Source organism: Alistipes sp. AM16-43 (genome assembly GCF_003435745.1).
In the GTDB taxonomy this organism is placed as follows: Bacteria; Bacteroidota; Bacteroidia; order Bacteroidales; family Rikenellaceae; genus Alistipes; species Alistipes onderdonkii.
Map to the genome: position 1 here is coordinate 12,294 of NZ_QTUQ01000008.1, position 15,393 is coordinate 27,686.

Here is a 15,393-nt window from a genome sequence, read left to right on the forward strand (position 1 = left end):
GAACTCGAATCAAACAATAACAATTTTTCTTTAAACTATGATGACATTTTTGCAGGCCGCCGAGGCGGTGGCCACCAGTGAAGAAACCCGCATGGGACTTTGGAAACTGTTTTCGATGGGCGGCTGGCTGATGTGGCCGCTGCTGGCGCTGGGCGGCGTGACGATCTTCATCTTCGTCGAGCGCTTCATGGCCATCCGCAAGGCGTCGGTGCTGGACATGAATTTCATGAACCGCATCCGCGACTACATTTCCGACGGCAAGATCCATACGGCCGTGAACCTGTGCAAGAAGACCGACACGCCGATTGCCCGCATGATCGAGAAGGGTATTGAGCGCATCGGCCGCCCGATGAGCGACGTGCAGACCGCCATCGAGAATGTCGCCAACCTCGAAGTCTCGAAGCTCGAAAACGGCCTTCCCTTTCTGGCGACGATCGCCGGCGGCGCCCCGATGATCGGTTTCCTCGGTACGGTGCTCGGGATGGTGCAGACCTTCATGGACATGGCGGCTGCGGGCGGCACGGTCGACCTGAGCCTGCTGGCCAGCGGCATGTACGTGGCGATGGTCACCACGGTCGGCGGTCTTATCGTCGGCATCCCGGCCTATTTCGGCTACAACTACCTCGTTGCACGCATCGAGAAGCTGGTCTTCCAGATGGAGGCCAACTCGATCGCCTTCATGGACATCCTGAATCAACCCGTTCAAAAATAACGCGCTATGGCAATTAAACACGGATCGAAAGTCGATAAATCCTTCTCGGCATCGTCGATGACCGACCTGATGTTCCTGCTGCTGCTGTTCCTGCTGATCGCTACGACGCTGATCAACCCCAATGCCCTGAAGCTGATGCTTCCCAAGAGCTCGAACATGCTCAAAGACAAGGCGGTGACCACGGTGTCGATCCAGGATACGGGGCACGGCAAGTACCGCTACTATGTCGAATTGCAGGACGTGGGTTCGGTCGAGGGCGTGGAACGGGCGCTCAAGTCGCGCCTCGACGGTCAGAAGGAACCCACCGTATCGCTGCATGCCGATAAGACGGTGGCATGGGACGAGATCATCAAGGTGATGAACGTCGCCAAGAACAACGGATATAAACTCATTGCGGCGACATCGCCGGAATAAAGGCCTATGTACTATTACGACCCGAACGGCAAGTCGCCCCGCAGGTGGGCGGCGATCGCGGCGGCAGCCTATGTGCTGCTGATCGCTGCTTCGTTCGCATTGGTCTCGTTCGATTTCCGGAAGATCCACGACAAACCCGGCGATACGATCCTGGTCGATTTCACCGAACCACCTGTCCCCGAGCGCCCCAAGCCGCCCGTGAAGGCGGCTACCGAGCCCCGCGTGCATGACAAGGCCGCCCCCGTGGAACAGACCGCGCAGGTGGCGGGCAAGGACGAGACGACGCAGACGCCCAACCCCAAAGCGCTGTTCAAGATGAACAAGGGTGGCGCCGACGAACCCGACAATGCGGGCAACCCCCGCGCGCCTCAGGGCGAGGACAAGGCGAGCGGCGACGGCCCGGGGCTGAACCCCGACGGGCTCGACCAGCTCGACCAGGGGCTTCAGGGACGCGGCCTTGTGGGCAACCTGCCCAAACCTTCGTATCCCGGTTCGAAGAGCGGGAAAGTCGTCATCCGCGTTACGGTGGACGCCAAGGGCAAGGTGACGGGCGCTTCCTACGAACCGAAAGGCTCGACGACCGATGCCGCCGAGCTTGTCGGGGCGGCGAAGAGCGCGGCGCTGAAGGCCCGCTTCACGGAGAGCCGCGCCACGCTGCAGGGCGGGACGATCACTTATGTTTTCCGTATGGAGTAATTTTTGAAACGAGCGTATACATGCGAACCTTATTACTGACAATCCTCGGGTGCCTGGCCTTCACGGCGGGACATGCCGGGGCGGCGCAAAACCCGGCCCCGGAAACGGCCGGGGCGCAGCAAGACGCGAAGGCGCGGGGGGCGCACCTTCGCATGGAGGTCGCCGGCCACGATTTCGGCGACGTACCCCGCAAGGGCGGCGACCTGGTGCGGGAATTTACCTTTACCAACGACGGCACGGCGCCGCTCGTGGTGACGCGCGTCATCACGTCGTGCTCGTGCCTCAAGGCGTCGTTCCCCAAACGTCCCGTACCACCCGGCGGACAGGGCGTGATCCGCATCACCTACGAACCTCACAAGAGCGAACCGGGCGTGTTCAACAAGGTGATCCAGGTCTATTCGAACTCCGTGGACGGACGCGATGTCATCACCGTGCAGGGCAATTCGATCGACACCCCGCCGCGCAAGATAAAGACCGACAAAGTGAAAGTGAAATACAAATAATATGGACATCCTGTTTACCAACGCAACGATCCTGCCGATGACGGCGGCCGGGGACGAACCCAGAACCTTCACGGGGGCTGTGGGCGTCGCGGGCAACCGCATCGCGCTCGTCACTGCGTCCGGCTCCGAAGCCGACGCGTTCCGCACCTGCAGTCCCGGCGTGCGGGTCATCGACTGCACGGGCCGGCTCCTGATGCCGGGCCTTGTGAATACGCATTGCCATGCGGCCATGACGTTGCAACGCAGCTATGCCGACGACATCGCCCTGATGGAGTGGCTCAACGACTATATATGGCCTTTCGAGGCGCGCCAGACGGCCGACGACGTGGCGCTGGGCATGACGCTCGGCATCGTCGAGATGCTCCTGGGCGGCATCACCTCGTTCGTGGACATGTATTACCACGAGAACCGCTGCGTGGAGGTCGCCCGGCGGCTGGGCATCCGCGCGATGCTGGGATGCAACTATTTCGACAACAATGTCGACGAGGTGCTGCCCGAGGCGGAGAAGGCCGTTGCGCTGGCTGCTGACTGTGACCGCATACAGATTGCCCTCGCACCCCATTCGCCTTATACCGTGTCGCCCGAAAACCTGCGGCGCGGCAAGGAGCTGGCCCGCAAATGGGGGCTGCATTTCATGACCCATATCGCCGAGACGCGGGACGAGGTGCGTATCGTGCGCGAAAAATACGCCGCGACACCCGTCGAGCACCTCGATGCGCTGGGTATGCTCGACGACAAGACCATCGGCGCACACTGCATCCATGTCACCGACAGCGACATCCGCACGCTGGCCCGGCGGGGCGTGGCCGTGTCGCACAACCCGCAGAGCAACATGAAAATTTCGAGCGGCGTGGCTCCCGTCGAGAAGATGCGTGCCGCGGGTGCGCTGGTGACCATCGGCACCGACGGCACCTGCTCGAACAACGACCTCGACATGTTCGAGGAGCTGCGCACGGCGGCCTTCCTGCAAAAATCCGCCACGGGCGATCCCGTGGCACTCCCGGCCTACGAGGCGCTGAAGCTGGCTACGGTCAACGGCGCCCGCGCCATGGGTTATGCGGAGGGTGAGCTGGGCGTCATCCGCCCCGGGGCGCTGGCCGACCTGATCGTCGTCGACCTGCAGAAACCCCACTTGCAGCCGATCCACGACCTGGTCTCGAACCTGGTCTATTGCGGCAAGGCGTCGGATGTCGACACGGTGGTGGTCGACGGCCGCATCGTGGTCGAAAACCGCCGTGTGGCCGGTGTCGACCTGCCGAAGCTGTACGCCGACGTCGCCGCGGCCGTGGAACGCATAACCGGGAGATAAGGGAATGCCGGGGAAAATTCGATTCGGCATGGTCGGCACCGGGTTCATCGCCGACTGGGTGCTGGCCGGGGCGCGGCAGGACGCGCGCTTCGAGGCCGTGGCGATCTGTTCGCGTTCGCAGGAGAGGGCTGACGCCTTCGCTGCGAAGCACGGCATCCCGCACACCTTCACCTCGCTCGGGCAGATGGCGGCAAGCCCGCTCGTCGACGCCGTTTACATCGCCACGCCCAATTTCCTGCACGCTTCGCAGAGCATCCTCTGCATGCGCCACGGCAAGCACGTGCTGTGCGAGAAGCCCCTGGCCTCCAATGCCCGCGAGGCGCGGCAGATGGTCGCCGTCGCCCGCGAATGCGGCGTCACGCTCATGGAGGCCATGATCTCGACGCTCAACCCCAATTTCCGCGTCGTGCAGGAGTACCTGCCCCGGCTCGGGACGATCCGCCGCTATTTCGCCAGCTTCTGCCAGTACTCCTCGCGCTACGACAAGTTCCGGCAGGGGATCGTGCTCAACGCCTTTAACCCCGAACTGTCGAACGGCGCCATGATGGACATCGGGGTCTATACCGTCTATCCGATGGTCGCGCTGTTCGGGCGTCCGCTGGAGGTCGAAGCGCAGGGCATCGTCCTCTCTTCGGGTGCCGACGGGCAGGGCGTCGTCAATTTCCGCTACGAGGGGATGAATGCCACGGTGCTCTACTCCAAGATCGCCAATTCATCGCTTCCGACCGAGATCCAGGGCGAGGAGGGCAACCTGTTGCTGGACGCCATCCACACCATCCGCGACGTGGCGTACCTTCCGCGCCCGGCGGCCGCTTCGGGGCGGGGCGACGCCCCCGTCCGCCACAGCGTCGGGCTCCCCCTGGAGAAGGATACCTATTATTATGAGGTCGCGGAGTTCATCGACCTCATCGAACAGGGACGGATAGAATCCACCGTCAACAGCCACGAAAACTCCCTCGTGACGATGGAGATCATCGACCAGGTGCGCCGCCAGCTGGGCGTGTCCTATCCCGCCGACAGGTTGCCGTAGAGGTGTAGCGCTTGTCCGTCCGGGAACCTTTCTCCCCGTCCGGCGGCCTCCTTTCCCGGCCGACCAACGCCGTTGCGCGTCCCAAGCCCGCCATTTGCGACCGACAAGCGTTGCAGCCCTGCCCATAGCCCGCCTTTCCCGGCCGACAAACACTGTTGCCCTGCCCGGAATGCGCCTTTCCCGGCCGACAAACTGCCTCAGGCCGGGAGCGTTGCGGCCCGAAAGCCCGCCTCTTTGCCGGCAACCGCGGTTGCGTGACCCGGAGCCTGCCCTTTCCGGCCGGTGAGGGTCGTCCCTGCCCGAGGATAAAACAGCAGGCCTGTCCCCGCATGGGACAGGCCTGCTGTTTGTCGTCTCCGGCTGGTTTTCGTCGGTGCGGAGGACGCACCCGCCGCTATTTCTTCCGCAGGTAAACCGTCGCCGTGCGCGAGGTGTTGTAGATGCGGATATGGGGCCGTTCGGTGTTGTCGCCGTCGCGTGCCGGGAACGAGAAATGCTCGGCGTCCATCGCCTGCCGCTGCTGCCCTCCGAAGCGCTTTTCGTCGGTCGAGAGCACGGGCACATACTTGCCCGGCGCCTGCACGGGCAGTTCGTAGTCGGGGATCGAGGCCGTGGGGTGCCAGTTGAACACGAACAGCAGGTTGCCGTGCGAGAAAACCATCGTCTTGTTGCACTCGTCCATCGCGAGGTTCCAGGCATAGCCGTCCGCGAGTACCTTGTAACGCTTCACCAGCTTTATCATCGCCTTGTCGAAATCCCCCAGCCACGAATAGCGCAGGAACCCGTTCTTCGCCAGCGACCATTGCCGCCGGGCGTGGGCGTAGCTCCAGCCGTTGCCTTCGCGCGGGAAGTCGATCCACTCGGGGTGCCCGAACTCGTTGCCCATGAAGTTGAGGTAGGCCTGCCCGCCCGTCGAGATGGTCATCAGGCGGATCATCTTGTGCAGCGCCATGCCGCGGTCGATCACGATATTCTCCGACGCCTTGTCCATGTGGAAATACATCTCCTTGTCCATCAGCCGGAATGCCAGCGTCTTGTCGCCCACCAGCGCCTGGTCGTGCGATTCGGCATAGGCCACGGTTTTCACTTCGGGCAGGCGGTTGGTCATGACGTCCCACATTTCCCATATGTTCCACTCCTCGTCGGGCACCTCCTTCAGCTCCTTGATCCAGAAGTCGGGGATCGCCATCCCCAGCCGGTAGTCGAACCCGATGCCGCCGTCGGCGATGGGGATGCACATGCCCGGCATTCCGCTCACGTCCTCGGCGATGGTCATGGCCGCCGGCCGGAAGTCGTGCACCAGGCGGTTGGCGAGCGTCAGGTAGGTCAGCGCGTCGCGGTTGACCCCCTCGTCGAAGAAGTGTTCGCGGCAGTCGAAGTCGACATAGCCGTGGTGGTGGTAGATCATCGACGTCACGCCGTCGAAGCGGTAGCCGTCGAAATGGAACTCGTCGAGCCAGTACTTGACGTTCGACAGCAGGAAATGCTGTACCTCGTCCTTGCCGTAGTCGAAGAGCTTCGAGTCCCAGTAGGGCTGGTAGCCGGCCTTGCCGGGCAGCGAGTACAGATGGTCGGTGCCGTCCAGTTCGTCGATGCCTTCGTTGAGGTTGCGGACATAGTGGGCATGCACCAGATCCATGATGACCGTCAGCCCCAGCTCATGGGCGCGGCGCACCAGCTCCTTCAGCTCCTCGGGCGTGCCGCAGCGCGATGCGGGTGCGAAGAAACTCGACACGTGGTAACCGAACGACCCGTAATAGGGGTGCTCGGCGATGGCCATGAGCTGCACGGCGTTGTAGCCGTCCTTTTTTATTATAGGTAGTATTTTCTCCGTGAATTCGCGGTAGGTGCCCACACCCTCCTTTTCCTGCGCCATGCCCACATGGGCCTCGTAGATCAGCAGGCTGCCGTTCTTCGAGGCGTCGAACGCGTCGCCCTGCCAGTCGAACGGCTCCGGCGCCCAGAACTGGGCCGTGTAATTCTTCGTCGCCTCGTCCTGCACCACGCGCGTGGCATAGGCCGGGATGCGGTCTTTCCAGCCGTTGTCGCCGTGGACGTGGAGCTTGTAGAGCGACCCGTGGCGGAGCCGGTCGCGGTACATCGCCTCCGGGAAGAAGGCGCTCCATACGCCGTGCGCGTCGCGCTGCATACGTATCTCGGTACGCTGCCAGTTGTTGAAATCCCCGAAGACGTAGACGTCGTGCGCGCCCGGCAGCCATTCGCGCAGCCACCATCCGTCGAGCAGCTCGTCCCGCTGCCAGCCGAAATAACGGTAGCCGTTGGCGTAGTCGACGATCGAGCCTGCCGCCTGCTCGATCGCGTTTATTTTGTCCGTATACCGTTCGTAGCGGCGGTTGAGCTCCTGCTCGGCGGGGAGCAGCCACTCGTCGCGTTCTACGATCGGGAGCCTGCGGGTCGTTTTTTCCATAGCGGTTTTCCTTTTATACAAATATATGAATTTTTTTTCTATCTTTGTCCAAGACTAAAAAACAGCACCTTATTAAAAAAAATTACTAAAACCAAAATCAACTTATGAAAGGACAACCCAAAGGACTGATCGCGGCGGCCCTTGCCAATATGGGCGAGCGTTTCGGTTTCTACATCATGATGGCTATCCTGACCTTGTTCATCTCCGCCAAGTTCGGCCTGAACGAAACGACCGCGGGGTATATCTATTCGGGATTCTACGCTTCGATTTACCTGTTGGCGCTCGTCGGCGGTATCATTGCCGACAAAACCCGCAACTACAAGGGAACCATCATGTGGGGGCTCGTGGTGATGTCGCTGGGCTACCTGATCATCGCCATCCCCACGCCGACGCCCGTGTCCAGCCTGCCGCTCTACCTGACGCTGACGTGCGTCGGCCTGCTGGTGATAGCCTTCGGCAACGGCCTTTTCAAGGGCAATCTCCAGGCGCTCGTGGGGCAGATGTACGACAACAAGGAGTTCAGCGCCAAGCGTGAGTCGGGTTTCCAGATTTTCTATATGTTCATCAACATCGGGGGCTTCTTCGCGCCGTTCGTCGCCATCGGCGTGCGCAACTGGTGGCTTAAGGTCAACAATTTCGACTATAACGCCAAGCTGCCCGAGTTGTGCCACGAATACCTTGCCAAGGGCGAGCACATGGCCGGCGAGGGGCTTGCCAACCTCACGTCGTACGCCAATTCGGCCTACCTCGACGGCACGCCCGTGTCGGCTGCCGGCCTACACGATTTCTGCAACGGCTACCTCGATGTCTTCAACCGCGGTTTCCACTATGCGTTCATCGCGGCCATCGTGATGATGCTCGTGTCGCTGGTCATCTACCTGTCCAACAAGCAGCGCTTTCCCGACCCGTCGAAGAAAGCCGCGGCCGGCGGTGCCAAGGCTTCGGCCGAGGAGATCACCATGTCGGCGCAGGAGATCCGCCAGCGCATCTACGCACTGTTCGCCGTGTTCGGCGTCGTGATCTTCTTCTGGGTTTCGTTCCACCAGAACGGCTATTCGCTGACCTATTTCGCACGTGACTACGTCAACCTCGACGTCATCAACATCAACCTGGGCTTCACGACCATCAAGGGCGCCGAGATTTTCCAGAGCGTTAACCCCTTCTTCGTCGTGACCCTCACGCCGCTGATCATGTGGTTCTTCGGTTGGCTGCGCAAACGCAACATCGAGGTTTCGACCCCGATGAAGATCGCCATCGGTATGGGTATCGCCGCCACGGCCTACCTCTTCCTGATGTTCTTCTCGTTCGCACTGCCCGACAAGGCCGCCCTCGCAGGCATGAAGGCCGACCAGGTGCAGTCGATCCTGGTGACCCCGTGGGTCATGGTGGGCCTCTATTTCATCCTTACCGTCGCCGAGCTCTTCATCTCGCCCCTCGGACTGGCATTTGTATCGAAGGTGGCGCCCCCGCACATGCAGGGCCTTATGCAGGGCTTCTGGCTGGCCGCTACGGCCGTGGGCAATGCGTTGCTGTTCGTCGGCGGATGGCTCTACATGCACACCCCGATGTGGGCTACGTGGTGCGTCTTCGTCGCAGCCTGCGGCATGTCGATGCTCGTCATGCTCTCGATGGTGCGCTGGCTCGAACGGGTGACGAAATAACCCCGTGTCATGTTCTCCCTATGGCCGCTGCGGACAAACCGCAGCGGCTTTTTTTTCGTAGACGGTGCGTGGGGCGTATCCCCCGGTGCGTGTCTCGATGGCATGCGTCCCTGCCGCGCCCGTGGGCTGGCATGCAGGCTCCGGCAGTCGTGTTCCTTCGCCCGTGCTGCGCTGATGCGAGCCCCGCCGGCCCGGCATGCGTTGCGGCAGTTTGCCCGGCGTCTCCCCGGATACGATCCCTACCGGCCTGAACGGACGGGGGATACCTCCCATATTGTTCGGATTTACTACATTGTTCGCCGTTCGGTGTGTTATTTGCTGATGAAACGACAGAAAACAGAAAACTTTTTTGGTTTCATGGGTTTTCTTTCTATATTTGCCACCGGATCCGAAATATTTGAATGCTATGACCCCTCCTCAGAAAGGACGCATTATCGACCAAGCCATGCAGATGTTCGTTTCGCAGGGTATCAAGTCGGTACGAATGGACGACATCGCGCAGCAGCTCGGGGTGTCGAAGCGAACGCTCTACGAGATGTTCGGCGACAAGGAAGGCCTGCTCTACCTGGCCATGGAACGCTATTCCGAACGTAACCGCCAGCGGTGGAACGAACTCACGGCCGATGCGCACGACGTTCTCGAAGCCATGTTCATGGTGCTGGGCGAAGTGATGGACAACGCCGAGGTTTCGCGCCGCATGATGGACAACCTCCGGAAGTTTTATCCCGCCGTGCACGACAAGCTGATGCGCGAGGGGATGGTGAAAAACCGCACGAGCCTGCGTTCGATGCTCGAACAGGGCATCGAGGCCGGGCTGTTCGTCAATAATTTCAACATCGACCTCTCCATTTCGGTGCTTTACTATACGGCTTCGGCCATCGTGACACGCCGCGAGTTGATGCTGCCCGACGGGATGTCCGAACGCGAGGCGTTCGTGCAGATCATCAGCAATTTTTTCCGCGGCATTTCGACTGCCAAGGGCCTGCAGCTGATCGACGACAACCTGAAGCGGTACAAACTGTCGAAAACGGGAAATAAATTGAATTTGGATAGATGACTATGAAAAAACTGATTCTGACATTGTGCCTCACGGCAACGGGTACGTTCGCTGCCGTGGCGCAGATGCGCCTCACGCTCGACCAGGCCCTCGACCTGGCGCTGAGCGAGAATCCCACCATCAAGGTCGCCGAGATGGAGGTGCAGCGCTACGACTATGTGAAACGCCAGACATGGGGCGGCCTGCTGCCGCAGGTGTCGGTGACCGGGCAGGTCAACCACAGCTTCATCGTGCAGCAGATGTCCAAGGGCTTCTCGCTGGGCAACGACCCCTATACGACGCTCAGCGGGGCCGTGGATGCTTCGGTGCCGCTCTTCGCGCCGCAGGTTTACCGCATGATGAAGATGAACGACAAACAGATGGCCACGGCCGTCGAGGCGGCTCGTTCGTCGCGCATCACGCTGACGGCCGAAGTCAAAAAGGCCTTCTACAACATCCTGCTCGCCGAGCAGTCGCTCGACGTGCTCCGCGAGTCGCAGGCCACCGTACAGCGTACGGTCGACGACACGCAGGTGCAGTACCAGAACGGCCTGACCTCGGAATACGACCTGCTGACGGCGCAGGTGCAGCTCAGCAACCTGAAACCCTCGATCCTCCAGACCGAAAACTCGATCCGCATCGCCAAGCTGATGCTCAAGATGTACCTTTCGATCCCCGAGCAGGTCGATATCGAGGTCGAAGGCGAGCTGGACGCCATGCGCGACAAGGTGCTCGCCGGAACCGAGGGGCTTACGACCGACACTTCGGACAACTCCGACCTGCGCACGCTCGAACTGCAGGAGGATTTGCTCCGCCTCCAGCTCAAGGCCGAGAATGCGAGCCGCCTGCCGACCATCGGGGCGTTCGGCAACTTCACCCTCACCGGGAACAACATGGGCTCGGTGTCGTTCGACCAGGCGACGATGGAAATGACGACGATCAAGGACGGCTATTTCTGGCAGAACCCGCTTTCCGCCGGCATCCGCGTCTCCGTGCCGCTCTTTTCGGGGCTGACGAAGATGAACCGCTCGCGCGAGATCAAGAACCAGATTTCGCAGATCGGCCTCCAGCGGACATACGCCCGGCAGCAGGTCGACGTGCAGGTTCGCTCGGCGCTGAACGACCTGCTGACGGCGCGCGAGACGATGTACGCCCAGGAACTCACCGTCGAGCAGGCGCGCAAGGCCTACTCGATCTCCGACACCCGTTACCGTGCGGGGGCGGGTACGATCCTCGAGCTCAACAGCGCCCAGCTGGCGCAGACGCAGGCGCAGCTCAACTACTCGCAGGCGATCTTCGATTACCTGACGGCCAAGGCCGAGTACGACCGCATCGTCGGCAAGGAAAAATAGCGTGGAAATTGAAAAACAAAGATAGCATATGAAGAAAACAGCAGTTATATTGTTTGCCGCGGCTGCCCTCGCCGGCTGCAAAGGCAAAAACGGGGCAGGCGACGTGCAGCAGGACAACCGTGTGCTGACTAAAACCGAAACGGCGGAGTCCGCCACCGTGCAGCTTACCGAGGAGTTCACTTCGGAGATCGAGCCCTTCAGGGAGAACGACATCACTCCGGCGGCTTCGGGCGTGCACATCGACCGCATCCTGGTCGAGGTGGGCGACCCCGTGCGCGAGGGGCAGCTCATCGTGACGCTCGACCCGACGCAGTACACCCAGCAGCTCGTGCAGCTGAAGACCGTCGAGGACGATTACAACCGCCTGCTGCCCGTCTATGAGGCCGGCGGTATCTCGGCGCAGCAGATCCAGCAGGCCAAGGCGCAGCTGGACGTGCAGCGCGAGGTGGTCGCCAACCTCAAGAAGAACATCGAGGTGCGTTCGCCCATCACAGGCGTGGTCACGGCGCGCAACTACGAGTCGGGCGACCTCTTCTCGGCGCAGCCCATCCTGCACATCATGCAGATCGACCCGCTGAAGGTCATCGCCAATATTTCCGAGCAGTATTTCCCCAACGTGAAGGTCGGGATGCCCGTCGAGCTGAAGGTGGACATCTTCCCCGACCAGACCTTTACGGGTACCGTGTCGCTGATCTATCCGGCGCTCGACCCCACGACCCGCACGTTCAAGGTCGAGGTGAAGGTGCCCAATGCCCGGCGCACGCTGCGCCCGGGTATGTACGCCCGCACGATCTTCAACATGGGGCATAAGGAGGGCGTCATGGTGCCCGACGTGGCCGTCCAGAAGCAGGTCGGCACTGCCGAGCGCTTCGTGTATGTCATCGAGGGCGATAGCGTTGCCCGTCGCCGCCGTGTGGACGTAGGCCGCCAGGTCGGCGACCGCGTGGACATTCTTTCGGGCGTCGGGGCGGACGAAGCCGTGGCCGTTACGGCCCTTTCGAAGCTCTACGACGGTGCCAAAGTGGAAATCAAACAGGAATAAAACGTCCCGAAACATATGAAAATATACGAAAGCGCGGTTCGGAAACCGGTCTCCACGGTGCTCATGTTCGTCGGCGTGATGGTCTTCGGGCTCTTCTCGCTGATGAACCTCGCGGTAGACCAGTACCCCGAAATCGAAATCCCCCAGATATCGGTCATCACCTTCTATCCCGGTGCCAACGCTGCGGATATCGAGACCAACATCACCCGTATCCTGGAGGATAACCTCAATACGGTGAGCAACCTCAAGAAACTGACCTCCAAGTCGCAGGACAACGTGTCGATGATCATTGTCGAATTCGAGTACGGATCCGACCTGACCGAGGGCGCCAACGAGATCCGTGACGTGGTGAGCCGCAGCCAGTCGCAGTTGCCCGACGACATCGATTATCCTACGATCTTCAAGTTCTCGACCTCGATGATCCCCGTGATCATGCTTGCCGTGACGGCCGACGAGAGCTACCCGGCCCTGAAGAAGATCCTCGACGATAAATTCGTCAACGTCCTGAACCGTGTCGACGGCGTGGGTGCCGTGACGGTCATGGGCGCCCCCGAACGCGAGGTGCAGGTCAATGTCGACCCGGCCAAGCTCGAAGCCTACAATCTGACCGTCGAGCAGCTGGGGCAGATCATCGCCGCCGAGAACGTCAACATTCCGAGCGGCACGATCGACATCGGCAACAACACGTTCAACATCAAGGCCGACGGCGAATTCAAGCTGAGCGACGAGATGCGCAAGGTCGTGGTTTCCAATGCCGGGGGACGCACGGTGATGCTCTCCGACGTGGCCGAGATCCGCGATACGCTCGAAAAGGCCACGATGGACGAACGCGCCAACGGGCAGCGGAGCGTGCGCGTGATGATCCAGAAGCAGTCGGGTGCCAACACCGTGGATATCGTCCATGAGATTCAGAAGCGCCTGCCCGACATCCAGGCGAGCCTTCCGCGCGACGTGAAGATGGAGACGATCTTCGAGGGGTCGCAGGAAATCACCAATGCCATCGGGTCGCTCTCGGAAACGATCATGTACGCCTTTATCTTCGTGGTGCTGGTGGTGATGGCCTTCCTCGGGCGGTGGAGGGCGACGCTCATCATCTGTATGACGATCCCCGTGTCGCTGATCTGTTCGTTCATCTACCTCTTCGCCACGGGCTCGACGCTCAATATCATCTCGCTCTCGTCGCTCTCGATCGCCATCGGTATGGTCGTCGACGATGCCATCGTGGTGCTGGAGAACATCACGACGCACATCGAGCGGGGTTCGAACCCCAAGGAGGCCGCCATCTACGCCACCAACGAGGTGTGGCTGTCGGTCATTGCCACCACGCTCGTGGTCGTTGCCGTGTTCCTGCCGCTGACGATGGTGCCGGGCATGGCGGGTATCCTCTTCCGCGAGCTGGGCTGGATCGTGACCATCGTGGTCTGCGTTTCGACTACGGCAGCCATTTCGCTGACCCCGATGATGTCCGCCTACCTCTTGAAACTCGAGGGCGGCGTGCACGATTACAAGGGGCTGGGTGTCATATACAAACCCATCGACCGGGCACTTGCATGGCTCGACGACGCCTATGCCCGCTCGCTGAACTGGGTGGTGCGCCACCGCCGTATCACGATCTTCTCGATGATGGGGCTTTTCCTGGTTTCGCTGGGGCTTGTCACGCAGGTGCCGACCGAATTCTTCCCGCCTTCGGATAACGGCTGGATCTCGGCCACGGTCAAACTGGAGCAGAACCTTTCGGTGGACTACACCGCGCGGATCGCCCGCCAGATCGACAGCATCATCTACAAGAACTATCCCGAGGTGACGCTCGTGTCGGCCTCGTCGGGCGCCAACTCGTCGGACGACGCGTTCGCCGCGATGCAGACCACCGGTTCGCACATCATCAATTACAACCTCAGCCTGCCCACCTCCGACAAGCGCGAGCGGTCGATCTACGTTATCTCCGACCTGCTGCGCAAGGAACTGGATCGCATCCCCGAGGTGCGGGAATATTCGGTGATGCCCGGCGGCGATAACGGCAGCATGAGCGGTTCGGCGACGGTCGACATCAAGGTTTTCGGCTACGACATGGACGTGACCAACGCCGTTGCCAACGACCTGAAGGAAAAGCTGGGCGGCCTGGAGGGTACGCGAGACGTGCAGCTTTCGCGCGACGACCTGCGTCCCGAACTCAACGTGGTCTTCGACCGCGACCGCCTTGCCTATTACGGCATGAACAGCGCTACGGCGTCGCAGGCCGTGCGCAACCGCATCGACGGCCTTGTGGCCTCGAAATACCGCGAGGACGGCGACGAATATGACATCGTGGTGCGCTATGCCGAACCGTTCCGCATGTCGCTCGGGGACGTGGAGAACATCACGCTTTACAACGGGCAGGGGCGCCCCGTGAAACTCAAGGAGGTCGGCCGCGTGCAGGAGGAGTATGCCGCGCCGATGATCGAGCGCGAGAACCGCCAGCGTGTGATCACGGTCAAGTCGTCGCTCGGAGCCGGCGTCGCCCTGGGCGACGTGGTGGCCGAGGTCGATCAACTCATCGCCGGGTATCCCGTGCCCGACGGCGTCGACCTCGAAATCGGCGGTACGGTCGAAGACCAGGGCGACGCCTTCAGCGACCTGGGCGTGCTGTTCATCCTGATCGTCATCCTGGTCTACATCGTGATGGCCACGCAGTTCGAATCGCTGCTCTTCCCGTTCATCATCATGTTCACCATCCCGTTCGCCGCCACGGGCGTTTTCCTGGCTTTGTGGATGACCTCCACGCCCATGTCGCTCATCGCCCTGATCGGCGCCATCATGCTGGTGGGCATCGTGACCAAGAACGGTATCGTGATGGTCGACTACATGAACCTGCTGGTCGAGCGCGGCTCGGGTGTCTTCGACGCCGTGATCGCCGGCGGAAAGAGCCGTCTGCGCCCCGTGCTCATGACTTCGTTCACGACCATCCTGGGTATGCTGCCGCTGGCGATCGGCACGGGTGTCGGGTCGGAGACGTGGCAGCCCATGGGCATCGCCGTGATTGGCGGCCTCACGTTCTCGACCCTGCTGACGCTGTTCATCATCCCGGCGCTCTACTCGGTATTCGTCAACCGTTCGCAGCGCAAGGAGAAGGAAAAACTGGCACGCCTGGCAGCAGCACATCAGGCCAGCAGCCATTGAGGATCCTGAAAATGACGAGTGATGCGACGTCGCCTTCCGCTTCCGGCGATCGGG

General features: G+C 61.3%; 12 protein-coding genes. 11 read left to right on the top strand and 1 reads right to left on the bottom strand.

The features are described from left to right. Positions 1 to 37 precede the first annotated feature (37 nt). Genes DW189_RS12320 through DW189_RS12345 form a run of 6 tightly spaced genes read left to right on the top strand, consistent with a single transcriptional unit; the run spans position 38 to position 4,664 of the window. Positions 38 to 712 (top strand): MotA/TolQ/ExbB proton channel family protein, encoded by a 675-nt coding sequence (locus DW189_RS12320; RefSeq protein ID WP_018696962.1) that lies wholly within the window; start codon positions 38 to 40, stop codon positions 710 to 712. A 6-nt stretch (positions 713 to 718) separates the two neighbouring features. Beyond that, on the top strand, positions 719 to 1,126 hold the full coding sequence (locus tag DW189_RS12325) for an ExbD/TolR family protein (RefSeq protein ID WP_018696961.1): 408 nt from the start codon (positions 719 to 721) through the stop codon (positions 1,124 to 1,126). A 6-nt stretch (positions 1,127 to 1,132) separates the two neighbouring features. Beyond that, positions 1,133 to 1,822: a TonB family protein gene (locus DW189_RS12330; protein WP_055203108.1), complete on the top strand. Its 690-nt coding sequence runs from the start codon at positions 1,133 to 1,135 to the stop codon at positions 1,820 to 1,822. Between the two features lie 20 nt (positions 1,823 to 1,842). After that, on the top strand, positions 1,843 to 2,325 hold the full coding sequence (locus DW189_RS12335; RefSeq protein ID WP_055203106.1) for a DUF1573 domain-containing protein: 483 nt from the start codon (positions 1,843 to 1,845) through the stop codon (positions 2,323 to 2,325). Between the two features lies 1 nt (position 2,326). Beyond that, entirely contained in the window at positions 2,327 to 3,634 is a 1,308-nt protein-coding gene (locus DW189_RS12340; protein WP_117508401.1) for an amidohydrolase, read from the top strand. Between the two features lie 4 nt (positions 3,635 to 3,638). Next, complete coding sequence (locus tag DW189_RS12345; RefSeq protein WP_117508402.1) at positions 3,639 to 4,664, top strand: Gfo/Idh/MocA family protein; 1,026 nt, start codon at positions 3,639 to 3,641, stop codon at positions 4,662 to 4,664. Between the two features lie 394 nt (positions 4,665 to 5,058). Here DW189_RS12345 and DW189_RS12350 read toward each other — a convergent pair whose 3' ends face one another. Further along, positions 5,059 to 7,092, bottom strand: a complete 2,034-nt coding sequence (locus DW189_RS12350) for an alpha-amylase family glycosyl hydrolase (protein WP_117508403.1) — start codon at positions 7,090 to 7,092, stop codon at positions 5,059 to 5,061. A gap of 104 nt (positions 7,093 to 7,196) precedes the next feature. Between DW189_RS12350 and DW189_RS12355 the strand changes: the two genes are divergently transcribed. The 5 genes from DW189_RS12355 to DW189_RS12375 all read left to right on the top strand — a co-directional run bounded on the left by DW189_RS12355 (position 7,197) and on the right by DW189_RS12375 (position 15,339). Continuing rightward, a complete protein-coding gene (locus DW189_RS12355; protein WP_018696955.1) occupies positions 7,197 to 8,753 on the top strand; it encodes a peptide MFS transporter in 1,557 nt (518 codons plus the stop codon). Positions 8,754 to 9,159: 406 nt separating this feature from the next. Next, positions 9,160 to 9,810 carry a TetR/AcrR family transcriptional regulator gene (locus tag DW189_RS12360; protein ID WP_018696954.1) on the top strand — a complete coding sequence of 217 codons (651 nt, stop codon included), beginning with the start codon at positions 9,160 to 9,162 and terminating at the stop codon, positions 9,808 to 9,810. A gap of 2 nt (positions 9,811 to 9,812) precedes the next feature. After that, positions 9,813 to 11,141: a TolC family protein gene (locus DW189_RS12365; protein ID WP_117508404.1), complete on the top strand. Its 1,329-nt coding sequence runs from the start codon at positions 9,813 to 9,815 to the stop codon at positions 11,139 to 11,141. Positions 11,142 to 11,169: 28 nt separating this feature from the next. Then, positions 11,170 to 12,183, top strand: a complete 1,014-nt coding sequence (locus DW189_RS12370) for an efflux RND transporter periplasmic adaptor subunit (protein WP_117508405.1) — start codon at positions 11,170 to 11,172, stop codon at positions 12,181 to 12,183. Between the two features lie 15 nt (positions 12,184 to 12,198). Then, entirely contained in the window at positions 12,199 to 15,339 is a 3,141-nt protein-coding gene (locus DW189_RS12375) for an efflux RND transporter permease subunit (protein ID WP_022333771.1), read from the top strand. Positions 15,340 to 15,393: the final 54 nt, after the last annotated feature.

What these genes read in the sequence shown, in the direction of transcription:
- DW189_RS12320 (WP_018696962.1), top strand. Translation starts at nt 38, where the DNA reads ATGATGACATTTTTGCAGGCCGCCGAGGCGGTGGCCACCAGTGAAGAA.
- DW189_RS12325 (WP_018696961.1), top strand. Translation starts at nt 719, where the DNA reads ATGGCAATTAAACACGGATCGAAAGTCGATAAATCCTTCTCGGCATCG.
- DW189_RS12330 (WP_055203108.1), top strand. Translation starts at nt 1,133, where the DNA reads ATGTACTATTACGACCCGAACGGCAAGTCGCCCCGCAGGTGGGCGGCG.
- DW189_RS12335 (WP_055203106.1), top strand. Translation starts at nt 1,843, where the DNA reads ATGCGAACCTTATTACTGACAATCCTCGGGTGCCTGGCCTTCACGGCG.
- DW189_RS12340 (WP_117508401.1), top strand. Translation starts at nt 2,327, where the DNA reads ATGGACATCCTGTTTACCAACGCAACGATCCTGCCGATGACGGCGGCC.
- DW189_RS12345 (WP_117508402.1), top strand. Translation starts at nt 3,639, where the DNA reads ATGCCGGGGAAAATTCGATTCGGCATGGTCGGCACCGGGTTCATCGCC.
- DW189_RS12350 (WP_117508403.1), bottom strand. Translation starts at nt 7,092, where the DNA reads ATGGAAAAAACGACCCGCAGGCTCCCGATCGTAGAACGCGACGAGTGG.
- DW189_RS12355 (WP_018696955.1), top strand. Translation starts at nt 7,197, where the DNA reads ATGAAAGGACAACCCAAAGGACTGATCGCGGCGGCCCTTGCCAATATG.
- DW189_RS12360 (WP_018696954.1), top strand. Translation starts at nt 9,160, where the DNA reads ATGACCCCTCCTCAGAAAGGACGCATTATCGACCAAGCCATGCAGATG.
- DW189_RS12365 (WP_117508404.1), top strand. Translation starts at nt 9,813, where the DNA reads ATGAAAAAACTGATTCTGACATTGTGCCTCACGGCAACGGGTACGTTC.
- DW189_RS12370 (WP_117508405.1), top strand. Translation starts at nt 11,170, where the DNA reads ATGAAGAAAACAGCAGTTATATTGTTTGCCGCGGCTGCCCTCGCCGGC.
- DW189_RS12375 (WP_022333771.1), top strand. Translation starts at nt 12,199, where the DNA reads ATGAAAATATACGAAAGCGCGGTTCGGAAACCGGTCTCCACGGTGCTC.